General features: G+C 44.2%; 11 protein-coding genes and 4 pseudogenes. 13 read left to right on the forward strand and 2 right to left on the reverse strand.

The features are described from left to right. From WN50_RS03695 to rdgB, 9 genes and pseudogenes are all read left to right on the forward strand, one after another. Nucleotides 1–335, forward strand: a pseudogene (locus tag WN50_RS03695) (glycosyltransferase); the annotation flags it as partial. 114 nt (nt 336–449) lie between these two features. Then, on the forward strand, nt 450–1,430 hold the full coding sequence (gene accA, locus WN50_RS03700) for an acetyl-CoA carboxylase carboxyl transferase subunit alpha (protein WP_046276684.1): 981 nt from the start codon (nt 450–452) through the stop codon (nt 1,428–1,430). A gap of 226 nt (nt 1,431–1,656) precedes the next feature. Continuing rightward, a complete protein-coding gene (locus WN50_RS34535; protein ID WP_160315327.1) occupies nt 1,657–1,794 on the forward strand; it encodes a hypothetical protein in 138 nt (45 codons plus the stop codon). A gap of 274 nt (nt 1,795–2,068) precedes the next feature. Further along, nucleotides 2,069–2,794 carry an SDR family oxidoreductase gene (locus tag WN50_RS03705; protein WP_046276685.1) on the forward strand — a complete coding sequence of 242 codons (726 nt, stop codon included), beginning with the start codon at nt 2,069–2,071 and terminating at the stop codon, nt 2,792–2,794. Between the two features lie 162 nt (nt 2,795–2,956). Further along, nucleotides 2,957–3,652, forward strand: coding sequence for a GTP cyclohydrolase I FolE (folE, locus tag WN50_RS03710; RefSeq protein WP_046276687.1), 696 nt, complete (start codon nt 2,957–2,959; stop codon nt 3,650–3,652). A 346-nt stretch (nt 3,653–3,998) separates the two neighbouring features. After that, nucleotides 3,999–5,425: phosphoglucomutase/phosphomannomutase family protein (locus WN50_RS03715; protein WP_152964694.1), on the forward strand; the 1,427-nt coding region annotated here is incomplete at its 3' end. Nucleotide 5,426: 1 nt separating this feature from the next. Next, a pseudogene (locus tag WN50_RS33185) lies at nt 5,427–5,580 on the forward strand (phosphoglucomutase/phosphomannomutase family protein); the annotation flags it as partial. 338 nt (nt 5,581–5,918) lie between these two features. Further along, a complete protein-coding gene (locus WN50_RS03720; RefSeq protein WP_046280849.1) occupies nt 5,919–6,923 on the forward strand; it encodes a glycoside hydrolase family protein in 1,005 nt (334 codons plus the stop codon). Between the two features lie 20 nt (nt 6,924–6,943). After that, a complete protein-coding gene (rdgB, locus tag WN50_RS03725; protein ID WP_046280848.1) occupies nt 6,944–7,534 on the forward strand; it encodes an RdgB/HAM1 family non-canonical purine NTP pyrophosphatase in 591 nt (196 codons plus the stop codon). 238 nt (nt 7,535–7,772) lie between these two features. Here rdgB and WN50_RS03730 read toward each other — a convergent pair whose 3' ends face one another. After that, nucleotides 7,773–8,111, reverse strand: a complete 339-nt coding sequence (locus WN50_RS03730; protein WP_046280758.1) for a P-II family nitrogen regulator — start codon at nt 8,109–8,111, stop codon at nt 7,773–7,775. Nucleotides 8,112–8,164: 53 nt separating this feature from the next. Beyond that, a pseudogene (locus tag WN50_RS03735) lies at nt 8,165–8,317 on the reverse strand (P-II family nitrogen regulator); the annotation flags it as partial. Between the two features lie 442 nt (nt 8,318–8,759). Between WN50_RS03735 and ilvB the strand changes: the two are divergent. The 4 genes and pseudogenes from ilvB to WN50_RS03750 all read left to right on the forward strand — a co-directional run. Next, nucleotides 8,760–10,371: biosynthetic-type acetolactate synthase large subunit (gene ilvB / locus WN50_RS03740; RefSeq protein WP_235440825.1), on the forward strand; the 1,612-nt coding region annotated here is incomplete at its 3' end. A 1-nt stretch (nt 10,372) separates the two neighbouring features. Then, nucleotides 10,373–10,799: pseudogene (locus WN50_RS35790) on the forward strand (thiamine pyrophosphate-dependent enzyme); the annotation flags it as partial. A gap of 568 nt (nt 10,800–11,367) precedes the next feature. After that, nucleotides 11,368–11,964 (forward strand): class II aldolase/adducin family protein, encoded by a 597-nt coding sequence (locus WN50_RS03745; RefSeq protein WP_046278344.1) that lies wholly within the window; start codon nt 11,368–11,370, stop codon nt 11,962–11,964. Nucleotides 11,965–12,573: 609 nt separating this feature from the next. Further along, the coding region (locus WN50_RS03750) for a sialate O-acetylesterase (protein WP_049557929.1) at nt 12,574–14,167 on the forward strand (1,594 nt) is incomplete at its 3' end.

The following is a 14,167-nucleotide window of genomic DNA, read 5'->3' on the forward strand; positions in this document are numbered from 1 at the left end:
CTCCGAAACCACCTACAAATTTAAAACCCTCACCGCAGTCGGATGGAAAGAACAATTTGGTCATGTATTAATCGAAGCAATGGCCTGTAAAGTTCCAGTTATTGGTTCAGACTCCGGTGAAATTCCTCATGTAATTGGAGAAGCGGGGGTAGTATTTCCCGAGGGAAAAGCAGAAGCATTAGGCGACTGTATACGTCAGTTAATGGAAAATCCTCAACAAGCGGAAAAATTAGCGCTCCGAGGCTATGAACCGCGCTTTGAGAAGTTATACCAATCAAGCCTTAGCCGAGCAGTTAGTAAGATTCTATCAAAAATTGCTCTCCAACACCCGATAAATTCTTTTCTTCGTGTCTTGGTGTCTTTGTGGTGACTAGATTTGTGAAAATTAAAAGTGTCTCGTTTTTAGATACAATACAAACTATGTACCCCATGCGATCAAAACTCTGAGTGTGGCAAGTCCAAACCGCAAAACCATCCTACTTGACTTTGAAAAGCCTCTAGCCGAGCTAGAATCTCGCATAAACCAGATTCGCCAGTTAGCAGAGGAAAACGGCGTTGATGTCTCCGATCAAATCCATCAGTTAGAAGCCCGTGCGACTCAACTGCGACACGAGATATTTAGCACCCTGTCTCCCTCACAGCGACTGCAATTGGCTCGTCATCCTCGTCGTCCCAGTACCTTAGATTACATTCAAGCCATGAGCGAGGAGTGGGTCGAACTGCATGGCGATCGCTCCGGTTCCGATGATCCAGCCTTGGTGGGAGGAATTGGACGGTTAGCCGGACAACCTGTAGTCATGCTCGGTCATCAAAAAGGCCGCGATACCAAAGATAATGTGGCGCGTAACTTTGGCATGGCCGCACCAGGGGGCTACCGTAAAGCGATGCGGTTGATGGAACACGCGAACCGTTTTGGAATGCCGATTATTACCTTTATTGATACACCAGGGGCTTGGGCAGGAGTAGATGCCGAAAAACTCGGTCAAGGAGAAGCGATCGCTTACAACTTGCGAGAAATGTTTCGCCTCGATGTGCCGATCATCTGCACTGTCATCGGAGAAGGGGGTTCAGGGGGTGCATTAGGGATTGGCGTCGGAGAACGCTTGTTAATGTTGGAGCATTCGGTGTATACAGTGGCTTCTCCAGAAGCCTGTGCCGCGATTTTGTGGAAAGATGCCTCCAAAGCCCCACAAGCCGCCCAAGCCCTCAAAATTACCGCTCCAGATTTAAAAGATTTGGGGATTATTGATCGGATTGTACCCGAACCCGACGGCGGCGCCCATGCCAACCCCATCGAAGCCGCCGAACACCTCAAACAAGCCTTACTGGAATGTTTAGAGGAATTAATCAGTCTAAGCAGCCAGCAACGCCGAGAAATGCGCTATCAGAAATTCCGCCATATGGGGATTTTTGCCGAAGAACCTGTCTAACACCATCACCAGAATTTTGGGGCGATCGCTCCAGAAGATGGAATAGAGACTCCTAATAGTCAACGAGTCACCGCTTCTATATTCACAAAAGTTAGACCGATCTTGCTGATCCCTTCTGCTTAATCCTTCACCGTATCTTCTCGAAGAGATCGATTTAATCGGTATTTGGGAAAAACCTGAAGATGGTATACTATAAAAGTAACAAATCTTTACAACTTTCTCAGATTTGCCATTAACAGATTTGCTACAACATCCTCGACGTGAGGGCTACTGTATTCCAACAGTGGGTCATCCGTTCACCGCAAGCGAAAAGGCGGTGCGTGGCGTAGACTCGCGAACCGAGTCAAACGTAGCGGCAGGCTAAATCCTTGCCAGTCGCCTAATAGAGTTGCAGGAGTGGGGATCTAAAAACATGGTGAATAACCTAAACCAACAAATGTTTCAGATCTTAGCGAATGTAACAAAAGTTAGGGATACAGCTCAGTTCAAACTGAGCCAAGGTCTTTAGGGCATAATGACAGTGCCAAACGGCAATCCGTGAGTCATACGTTTTTGAACGTCAGCTCAAAATCTCCACGTTTTTGAACTGGAGAAATGTCAAATCCGTTCAGTCCAATCAGAGACTACTCAAACCGTCAATGACTTCTCCCATAGAACGACGTGCCTTAATTACAGGGGCAAGTAGTGGGATCGGTAAGGCAACAGCTCTTGCCTTTGCCAAAGCCGGAATTCATGTCGCCTTAGTCAGTCGATCTGAGGAACAATTGGAAACCATTGCTAAACTTGCACGGCAAGCCGGAGTAGAAGCCAATGGCTATGCTCTCGATCTAGCCAAAGTTGAGCAAGTGCATGAGCAGATCGACACTATTGCTGCTGCTTTCGGCCCTATAGATATCCTCGTTAACAGTGCGGGTATGGGCTACACTAGCCCCTTGGTTAGTACACCCCTAACCGAGTGGCAAAGAGTGTTAGACCTCAACCTCACCAGTGTCTTTCAGTGTATTCAAGGGGTTTTGCCAGGAATGCGCGAAAGAGCCAATGGAACAATTGTCAACGTTGTTTCCATTGGAGGACAACAAGTGTTTCCCCATTGGGGTGCTTACTGTGTTAGTAAGTTTGGCTTGATGGCCCTCTCCAAAGCTCTAGCGGCAGAAGAACGCCAAAACGGAATTCGGGTCACAGCCATTTGTCCAGGTGCCGTGAATACTCCCCTTTGGGATACCGAAACCGTTCAGGCTGACTTTGATCGCTCGGCGATGTTGACTCCAGAAATTGTCGCTGAGTCGATTTTACAGATTGTGATGTTGCCTCAACAAGCGGTGATCGAAGAATTAACCCTGATGCCGCATGGGGGAGCATTTTGATCCAGGTGAAAAGTCTATTTGAGATCAAATAGTCCTATTGTTCTTGTTTCTTGTTGTAAAGGTTTGTGGGTTCCTGGGTTTATAGCCCCTCAAAAACTCGCTAATTCCGTTTTTCCTCCACCGATTCCCATCGGGGGTTCCCAAACTACCGGATTTTTTTACATGACTATTGCTTCCAATGGAAATAGTTCCAAACCTGCAAATGTTTCGAGTCGCATCCAAAGCCGACCTGATCGCACGACTTCTAGCTCAAATGGTCATCCTGTTGAATACCAACCCCTCACGGAAGTCTCAGATGAACAAATGATGGAAGCCGTGCGAACCATGTTGCTTGGGGTAGGAGAAGATCCCGAACGCGAAGGTTTGTTGAAAACACCCAAACGAGTTGCTGAAGCCATGCGCTTCTTGACCAGTGGCTACAGTCAATCTCTAGAAGACCTCGTAAACGGGGCAATTTTTGATGAAGGTCACTCAGAAATGGTGTTAGTTCGAGACATCACCGTGTTTAGTATGTGCGAACACCATATGCTCCCCTTTATGGGCAAAGCCCACGTCGCCTATATCCCTAACCAAAAAGTCATCGGACTCAGTAAATTGGCTCGCATTGTGGAAATGTATGCTCGTCGTTTACAAGTTCAAGAACGCCTGACTCGTCAAATTGCAGAAGCAGTACAAGAAGTTCTCGAACCTCAAGGGGTAGCCGTTGTGATCGAAGCCAGCCATATGTGTATGGTGATGCGAGGAGTACAAAAACCCGGGTCTTGGACGGTGACCAGTGCGATGCTCGGAGTCTTCCAAGATGAACAAAAAACCCGTGAAGAATTCCTCAACTTAATTCGTCACCAATCCAGTTTCTAAATTTAGAAAACTCGTAAAATAGAGAAAATCAATTCTCAATTCCATCTTCTGTAGAGACGTGCAATGCGCGTCTCTTGTTTTATATGATGGGGAGCGATCGCTCCCGACTCAAGCGATAGGAAAAGCTCAACTTCCGGTTTCCTTGCTCCCGGCTGGAGATGTGAGATAATCGAAAAAAGCTGATGATTTCTAGAATCGGCTGGCAGCAGATCTAAATTCCATTTCCCCTGTTCAAAATATTAGGGGCGTGAGTTTAATCTGAGGGGGTGCGGGTTGTTATCCACTCACATTCCGCGATCGCTGAAACACATTCCATTGTACCCTGAAAAAATTTCAATCCTGAGATATGTCTAAACCGATTAAGTTTGGCACAGATGGCTGGCGAGGTGTCATTGCTGATGATTTTACCTTTGAACGGGTCGCTTTAGTTGCTCCTCTGGCTGCTCAAGTCTTAGAAGAAATCTATGGTCATAACGCTGCTAGTCGCACGGTATTTGTAGGATATGATCGACGCTTTTTGGCTGAAGAATTTGCTCTAGTTGCAGCTCAAGCGATTCAAGCGGCCGGATATGATGTTAAACTCAGTCAAGGCTACGCGCCGACTCCGGCTTACAGTCTCGTTGCTCACCAACAACAGGCTTTAGGGGCGGTGGTTCTGACAGCTAGCCATAATCCCGGTAAATATTTAGGTTTAAAAGTTAAGGGTGCATTTGGAGGGTCGGTTGGCCCAGACGTAACGCAAGAAATAGAAGCAAGACTCGATCTACCTCAACTCAAAGCAGACATTCCCGGAACATTAGAGTCTTTTGATCCTTGGCCTGCTTATTGTGAAACGTTACAATCAAAGGTTGATATTGAGGCGATTAAAACAGCGATTAATCAGGGTAAATTGACCGTTTTTGTTGATGTGATGCACGGTGCCGCTACGGGGGGTTTAGCTCGAATTTTAGGCGATTCCGTTAGAGAAATTAACAGCAATCGTGATCCGTTATTTGATGGCGGTGCGCCGGAACCATTACCTAAATATATTCCTGAATTGTTCCGTCAAATTAAAACCCATAAACGTTCTCAAGACAGTTTAGCGGTGGGGTTTGTATTTGATGGCGATAGCGATCGCGTCGCTGCGGTGGATGGGGAAGGAAATTTCTTGAGTTCTCAAATTTTGATTCCCATTTTAATCGAACATTTAGCCACTCGTCGAGGTTTTGGTGGAGAAATTGTCAAAACTGTAAGCGGATCTGATTTGATTCCTCGGATTGCCAAATTGTACGATTTATCCTTGTATGAAACACCGATTGGTTATAAATATATTGCCGATCGGATGTTGTCTTCTCAAGTGTTAGTCGGGGGTGAAGAATCTGGTGGGGTTGGTTATGGCGTTCATATACCGGAACGAGATGCTTTACTATCGGCTTTGTTCCTGTTAGAAGCTATCGTTCAGTCGGGAGAAGATCTCAGCCAAATTTATCGCCGTCTTCAAGACAAAGTTGGATTTTCTTCGGTGTATGATCGGATTGATTTACCTTTGGCGAGTATGGAGGTACGATCGCGTTTAGTCGAACAATTAGAAAATAATCCTCCCAAAGAAATCGCTGGACAAGCAGTGACAGATTGTTTAACAGTGGATGGTTATAAGTTCCGTTTGGCTGATGATCGTTGGCTATTAATTCGCTTTAGTGGAACTGAACCTGTTTTACGTTTATATTGTGAAGCAGCCGATAAAAAACAGGTGAATCAAACCCTTTCTTGGGCGAAAGATTGGGCGAGTAGCTGNTGGTTATAAGTTCCGTTTGGCTGATGATCGTTGGCTATTAATTCGCTTTAGTGGAACTGAACCTGTTTTACGTTTATATTGTGAAGCAGCCGATAAAAAACAGGTGAATCAAACCCTTTCTTGGGCGAAAGATTGGGCGAGTAGCTGTTCGTAAATGTTCGCTTCAGAAGACAGTAAACAGGTTAAAAGTTAGAGGTTTGATCATGTCCGATTAATCAATGATTTTGTAGGGGCGGGTTCTGTAATATCTGTAATATTCATCAGAGATTGAAGTGAACCCGCCCCATCCCTACAAGAGAATTAATCAAGCGAACATGGTATTAAAGGTGATTACAAGGGCGGGTTGATAGAGGTGATTGCTGAGAAACGTTAATCTGGGTGGAACCCGCCCCTACGCTGATGACTAATAACGGGTTGGGCGGGTTGATAGAGGTGATTGCTGAGAAACATTAATCTGGGTGGAACCCGCCCCTACGCTGATAATGGTTCACTATGAAAAATCAATTTACTTGGGATTTTTGGTATCTCTACGAACCGGAAAAACGACTGTATCACGTTTATTTACTGTCGGCTGATTGGCAATATAAACAAATAGAAACTCATCATCTTTATTCTCAGCTAACCTACGCCATAACTTTGGATTTTCAAAGCTTTAAAATACAAAAGAAAAATATCATTGACTGTCACGAAAATCAATCGATTTGGACAGGTTGCACCGTTAAAAATTATCCCAGAAATTACTTGATGTTCTATACCGAACGTCAAACCGAAGGAGATTATTTCGCCGTTCAAACAATTAAATTAGCTCAATCTAATGATTTGAATAATTGGATGATTGATCGGAATTTTAGCCTTTCTCCTCAAGAGATTGATCCAGAGTTTCGCTATTTTATTAGAACCCAAAACCCCTCAGATAGAACCGCTCATGCTTGGCGCGATCCTTATATTTTTAAGGTTGAAAATTGTTATTATATGTTAGTAGCGGCTAAACATATCATTAATGAAAACCATCCTCAACATAAAAATGCTTGTATTGCGTTACTCAAAGCCGATGAGAATAATTTAAAACAATGGGAGTTAGTTCATCCGAGTTTAATAACGGGATATGAAGAATTAGAACTTCCTCAACTTTATCGCCATGAACCGACAAACGAAGTAATACTATTAGTCTCAACTTGGGATGAACGAGATTATCAACGGAGTCTAGAACAGGGTAAAATTTATCGAGAACAAGGTCAACTGTTAGCATTTTCAGCAGCAAGTCTAGAAGCCGCTTTAGCCGGAAAGTTTAATCAAACCCCTCAAATCATTCTCGGAGAAAGTGGAAGTATTCAAGCCTCTATTTATGGCGGTGTTTGGATATCGGAACTGAAAGCAATTGTGGGTTTTGACTTGAAACAGGGGGGTTATCAAGTGATAAACTCAGAGTTACCAAGTCTTTGTCAAGATCTCGTTTATCTCAACTCAGAAACTCGTCAATTGAGAGAACTTCGTTAAATCACAACAAGATTAAACCGATGATTAAAACTTTAGTGGTAGCCACAGGTAATCCGGGAAAACTGGAAGAAATCAAAGCTTATTTATCTGAGTTGGATATAGAATTACAACTCAAACCCGATGAAATAGAAGTCGAAGAAACAGGGGAAAGCTTTATCGAAAATGCTTGCTTAAAAGCCTCAGAAGTCGCTAAAGCCACCAAACAATGGGCGATCGCAGATGACTCGGGTTTAACGGTGGATGCGCTTAATGGTGCGCCTGGAGTCTATTCTGCCCGTTATGGGGCGACAGATAGCGATCGCATCCAACGAGTTTTGCGGGAACTCGGCGACTCAACCCACCGCAAAGCCGCCTTTGTTTGTGCCATTGCGATCGCCCGTGCCGATGGTTCGATCGTGTTAAACCTAGAAGGCATCTGTCCCGGAGAAATTTTGGAGACTCCCCAAGGTGATGGGGGGTTTGGATACGATCCCATTTTTTATGTTCCGACAGAACAAAAAACCTTTGCCCAAATGTCACCGGAACAGAAGCAGTTGATCTCTCATCGGGGCCAAGCTTTCAAAGTGTTGCTTCCCCAACTGCAAGAACTCCTCAAACAACCTTTACAGTGAACAGTAACCAGTGTTGTAGGGGTAATTGATCAATTACCCCTAAAGTTTACAGTTTTTTTTCACCGATAACGTAGTCCTCAAGGGACTTAGGCTGGTCAGCTACCTAAAAAGAGAAGCATGATGCCCCGTCTCTTTAGAGCGGGGTGCTNGATAACGTAGTCCTCAAGGGACTTAGGCTGGTCAGCTACCTAAAAAGAGAAGCATGATGCCCCGTCTCTTTAGAGCGGGGTGCTGACTGTTAGATAGCTTCTTGGTTCTTTTCTCCAGTCCGAATGCGGATAATTTGCTCAACAGGAGAGATAAAGATTTTACCATCCCCAATTTCACCTGTACGGGAGGCGGCGATGATTTTATCAACGACTATATCGACTTGATCGTTTTCGACGACGATCTCAACCTTGAGTTTTTGCAGGAACTCAACCGTATACTCAGAACCCCGGTAGCGTTCGGTCTGGCCTTTTTGTCGTCCAAACCCTCTAACTTCTGAAACCGTCATCCCGACGATACCCGCATTGACGAGGGCAATTTTAACTTCATCGAGCTTGAATGGCCGGATAATCGCTTCTATCTTTTTCAATGTACTTCACTCCTAATGTTTTCTACTTGATTTAGCGTGACATATGCTTGATNATACTCAGAACCCCGGTAGCGTTCGGTCTGGCCTTTTTGTCGTCCAAACCCTCTAACTTCTGAAACCGTCATCCCGACGATACCCGCATTGACGAGGGCAATTTTAACTTCATCGAGCTTGAATGGCCGGATAATCGCTTCTATCTTTTTCAATGTACTTCACTCCTAATGTTTTCTACTTGATTTAGCGTGACATATGCTTGATATCACCGCCCGATCAAAAATATTCGTAACATATGATACACTATGTGCTATAATCCAGTATCAATAGTACGACACCTTGAAAGATTTTGAGGGAACTCGTCTAAACAGTACAACAAATCGACACAGGTAAGATGCTACCTTCAGATAAGGTAACTCAGACTGACACCGAATGAAAGCTGAGAAGCTGAAAATAACCTAAACAAATTCACCAAACGATCCAACAACTTCTAGAATTAATAGAAGCTTGAGCTTTTGTTTGTTTTCATAAAAAATACCGAAGATTTGTGTAAAATCTTGTTAAAAATAGCACAATAAAAAATACAGAAGGATTATTACTATTATTAGAATAGTAGCTTTATCTCAAAATTGGAACAAATAGAGAGGAAAACCTGTGCAACTGAGAACTCAAGTAGCAGCAAAACGCGCAACGGGTGCCTTTGCTCTGATGGACAGCCTAAAACGTCACGGAGTAGAGCATATATTTGGTTATCCCGGTGGAGCCATTCTGCCGATTTATGATGAACTCTATCGTTTTGAAGCCGGAGGCGATCTCAAGCATATTCTCGTCAGACATGAGCAAGGGGCAGCTCATGCGGCGGATGCTTACGCTCGGGCGACAGGTCGAGTTGGAGTTTGCTTTGGAACATCAGGTCCTGGGGCGACTAATTTAGTCACAGGAATTGCCACCGCTCATATGGACTCCATTCCATTAGTCGTGGTCACCGGACAAGTCTCTCGCAAAGCCATTGGGACAGATGCCTTTCAAGAAACAGATATTTTTGGGATTACCCTACCGATTGTCAAACATTCCTACTTAGTCCGCGACCCGAAAAAAATGGCGGCGATTGTTGCTGAAGCCTTCCATATTGCCAGTACAGGAAGACCTGGCCCTGTGTTAATTGATGTTCCCAAAGATGTCGGTTTAGAGGAATTTGATTATATTCCCGTTAATCCTGGGGAAGTTTCTCTGACGGGATACCGACCAACGGTTAAAGGCAATATGCGCCAAATTAACCAAGCGATCGCCCTAATTCGCAAAGCCGAACGTCCCTTATTGTATATTGGCGGAGGCGGGATTTCTGCCAACGCTCACGCCGAAATTCACGAACTTGCCGAACTGTTCCAAATTCCGGTGACAACGACGTTAATGGGGAAAGGCGCGTTTGATGAAAATCACCCCCTGTCTGTGGGAATGTTGGGGATGCACGGCACCGCTTATGCTAATTTTGCCGTCAGTGAATGTGATTTGTTGATTGCTGTCGGGGCGAGATTTGATGATCGCGTCACAGGGAAACTGGAAGAATTTGCCTCTCGCGCCGAAGTGATTCATATTGATATTGATCCGGCGGAAGTCGGGAAAAACCGCGCCCCCGAAGTTCCGATCGTGGGAGATGTCAGACAGGTTTTAGTGGATTTGTTGCGTCGATGTCGGGAAACGGGAGAACCTGCACCCCAGACTCAAACTCAAGCTTGGTTAGATCGGATTAACCGTTGGCGCGAAGATTATCCCCTAGAAGTTCCTCTGTATCCTGATAGTCTTTCTCCCCAAGAGGTGATTTCTGAACTGGGGAAAATGGCGCCTGATGCCTACTACACGACGGATGTGGGTCAGCATCAAATGTGGGCTGCTCAATACTTGAAAAATGGGCCGCGTCAGTGGATTTCTAGCGCCGGTTTAGGAACAATGGGTTATGGACTGCCGGCGGCGATGGGTGCAAAAGTTGCTCTACCGGATCACGAAGTAATTTGTATTGCTGGAGATGCCAGTATACAGATGAATATTCAAGAGTTGGGAACCCTGATGCAGTACGGGATTCATGCCAAAACCGTGATTATTAACAATGGTTGGCAGGGAATGGTACGCCAGTGGCAGCAAACGTTTTATGGGGAGCGCTATTCTTCCTCAAATATGGAATTGGGAATGCCCAATTTTGTCAAGCTAGCCGAGGCTTATGGGGTTAAGGGAATGTCAGTCACTCATCGTGATCAACTACATGAGGCGCNGCAGTACGGGATTCATGCCAAAACCGTGATTATTAACAATGGTTGGCAGGGAATGGTACGCCAGTGGCAGCAAACGTTTTATGGGGAGCGCTATTCTTCCTCAAATATGGAATTGGGAATGCCCAATTTTGTCAAGCTAGCCGAGGCTTATGGGGTTAAGGGAATGTCAGTCACTCATCGTGATCAACTACATGAGGCGCTGGCGGAAATGCTGGCTTATGATGGCCCGGTATTGATGGATGTACGAGTGCGTCGAGATGAAAACTGTTATCCGATGGTGGCACCCGGAAAGAGTAATGCTCAAATGTTGGGACTACCCGAACGCAAAAAGTTAGAACAAGCGGCAGAATTAGTGTATTGCAGCAATTGTGGTACCAAGAATGTTGCTAGCAATCATTTTTGTCCAGAATGTGGCACCAAATTATAGGGCGACTCTCAAGCAAGAGGCAGTTTACAGTTTACAGTTTACAGTGACCCGTTATCAGGAACTGTCAGGTGTCAGGTGTAGGGGCGGGTTCCGAGTAAATTTCTGTCTTCTCATAAATAACTTCTATGAACCCGCCCTTCCAGTCATTACCACCTCCTGTCCTCCNTGTAGGGGCGGGTTCCGAGTAAATTTCTGTCTTCTCATAAATAACTTCTATGAACCCGCCCTTCCAGTCATTACCACCTCCTGTCCTCCCGACTTCGGGGCGGGTTTATATCGGTTGTCTGTGGGAAAACATAGATTAATTTGGAACCCGCCCCTACTGGGGTTTAGGGCGGGTTTATATCGGTTGTCTGTGGGAAAACATAGATTAATTTGGAACCCGCCCCTACATCACTGGCCACTGTAAACTATTTCCTAAAATTTATGGATGAAGGCGTTATCAAATATCACTGTCACTGGCTGAAAGATGAACCGATTAGCTGTGATGTTATTCAAGATTTAATGCAATGGCGCGANGGAACCCGCCCCTACATCACTGGCCACTGTAAACTATTTCCTAAAATTTATGGATGAAGGCGTTATCAAATATCACTGTCACTGGCTGAAAGATGAACCGATTAGCTGTGATGTTATTCAAGATTTAATGCAATGGCGCGATGATCTCTATGCTTTGGGTTTAATTGGCGTTTATGATAATGGGATTGGATTTGGTAATATTAGCATTCGGTTGAAAGATTCTCGAGAATTTATTGTTTCTGGGACTCAAACCGGACATTTACCAAAGCTTCAACCCGAACATTACACCCGAGTTTGTGCGTTTAATTTAACTGAAAATTCCCTCACGTGTCAAGGGCCGATTAAAGCCTCTTCAGAGTCTCTGACTCATGCCGCAATTTACAGTTTTAACTCTAAAATCAATGCGATTATTCATGTTCATCATCCCGAATTTTGGCGAACCTTATTATTTCAGGTTCCTACAACTCGCCCAGAAGTTCCCTATGGTACACCCCAAATGGCAGAGGAAATGTTTCGTTTATTTCAACAACAAGATTTAACCCATCAAAAAATTCTCGTGATGGCCGGACATGAAGACGGAGTATTAACCTTTGGGGAAAGTTTAGCAGAAGCGGCGGAGGTCTTATTTCAGTATTGGAAACGGTGATCAATGATCTCACGACTTCTGCTAGAACCGGTCGGAAAAAAGGGGTTGATTTCCGAGCCGATTTTTGGTATGATTGTAGGTAAGTTAAATAATGGGATGTTTGAAAAAATAAAATTTTAGGCAATATTTCCATTATAAGATAATCATACCTGGTTTTCGCCAAAGTTGTCAACCCCCTAACCCCAAAAAAGGACAAATTTCATAAGTTTTTTAAATATTTTTTGTGAAAATAGTTTTAATCTTCAAAACTAAATCGAAAATTCTCAAATTTTTATTGAAAATAATTCCTAAAAAGTTGACGACAGTATAGGGGTTCTGCTACTCTTAAGAAGAACTCACCCAAGGGCTTCTAGTGTCTTGAAGCAAAAATAGCGGCTGAAACCCTGATTATTAGGTTAATTGTCAGCATTTCCGGACTAAGTTTTGGCAGGCGCGATGCACGAGTTTTTGAGAGAGCAGCAAGGGTTGCAAATCAGCCTCTTGACAAAATGCACAAAATAACAGGTAGGGTGGGTGAGAGGATTAAAGATTCTCATTTCTACTGTCAATTCAGGGGTGATCGCGTACCCTCAGATTTTAGGGCGGGTTGATTAAAATGGAGGATCACAGATGTCGGTTTTGTTAGAAGCCACTCAACTAACAATGAAAAAAATTAGTATTATTTTTGCGTTTTTGGGACTAATTTTTTTATTTAGCCTAAATTTGGGGGTGGACTCAAATCCGGAAGCAACGCTAGAGTTACCCTCAATTATAGGCGATCGCATGGTACTTCAGCAACAAACCGATGTCAACCTTTGGGGATGGGATAAACCGGGTAATACTGTCACGGTAAAATTTAGAGGTCAGGAAGTACAAACCCCCGTTGAAGTAGACGGGAAATGGCAAGTGAAAATTCCCAGTGGCGAGGCGGGGGGGCCGTTTAATTTAACCGTTGAAGGTTCCGAAGAAGTCACCTTAAAAGATGTGTTAGTTGGGGAAGTTTGGGTTGCAGGCGGACAAAGTAATATGTGGTGGTTTGTCAGTCGCAGTGATAATTCTAAACAAGAAATTTCTCAAGCAAATTTTCCGAATATTCGGGTTTGGGATGGGAATTCTTCACCCAAAGAAAATGGCTGGCCTGCAAATACACCTCAAAAAACCGTTCCGGCAAAGTGGGAATTAACAACCCCAAAAACCGTTCAAGGTTTCCCTGCAACGGCTTATTTTTTTGCCAAAGAACTGCATCAAAAGTTAAACGTTCCGATAGGAATTGTACATCTGGCGGTTCCCAACCGAGAAATTGAAACGTTTTTATCTCAACCGTTACTCGCGGCAAATTTTCCCGAAACTCTAGCCTTTTGGCAGCTACAAAAAGATGCTCAAACCAGACCCGCCCAGTTATTTAACAGTATGGTTTATCCGGCTATTTCCTATACACCCAGAGGGTTTATTTGGTGGCAGGGAGAAGCCAATGCAAAAGAGGCGATGCAGTATAGAACTTTATTTCCAAGTTTGATTCAAGAATGGCGAAGTTTGTCGGGAAATGATAACGCTCCTTTTTTATTTGTTGAACTTGCTAATTTTCTGGAAAAACAAACCTATCCCTCCGAAGATGATCCCTGGCCGAGATTGCGAGAAGCCCAAAAAGAGGCGTTAAAGTTGCCGAATACGGCGATGGTTTCTACTATTGATATTTTAGATGAAAATGATGATTTGAGCAATATTCATCCCCCCAATAAACAGTTAGCCGGAAAGCGGTTATTTTTGGCGGCGATGGCGAAGGTTTACGGCGAGAAAGATTTAGTTTGGAGGGGGCCTAGTTATCGGTCGGTTGAATTTAAAGAAAATCAAGCCACTGTCACCTTTGATTCTGTGGGAAAAGGATTAAAAATTCAGGGAGATAAGTTAAAAGGATTTGCTGTGGCGGGAAGCAACCACCGTTTTTTTTGGGCGGATGGAAAGATAGAAGGAAATCGGGTAATTTTAACCAGTGAAGCCGTTAAACAACCGGTAGCGGTTCGTTATGGTTGGGCAAATAATCCCGTTGGAAACCTTTACAACGAAGCCGATCTTCCGGCGTTTCCCTTTCGTACAGATAACTGGCTGTTAAACTGGGATAAATCCCGCTTTGAAGCCATGAGTTTATTGGAGTTGGCGGCTTATATTCAAAGGAATATTCAACCCAGTCAACTGGAGATAAAATCGGTTTGGGATGAAGTTTATC

This window comes from Limnoraphis robusta CS-951 (assembly GCF_000972705.2).

Coding starts and splice junctions, on each gene's coding strand:
- WN50_RS03705 (WP_046276685.1), top strand. CDS start 2,069: ATGACTTCTCCCATAGAACGACGTGCCTTAATTACAGGGGCAAGTAGT.
- folE (WP_046276687.1), top strand. CDS start 2,957: ATGACTATTGCTTCCAATGGAAATAGTTCCAAACCTGCAAATGTTTCG.
- WN50_RS03720 (WP_046280849.1), top strand. CDS start 5,919: ATGAAAAATCAATTTACTTGGGATTTTTGGTATCTCTACGAACCGGAA.
- rdgB (WP_046280848.1), top strand. CDS start 6,944: ATGATTAAAACTTTAGTGGTAGCCACAGGTAATCCGGGAAAACTGGAA.
- WN50_RS03745 (WP_046278344.1), top strand. CDS start 11,368: ATGGATGAAGGCGTTATCAAATATCACTGTCACTGGCTGAAAGATGAA.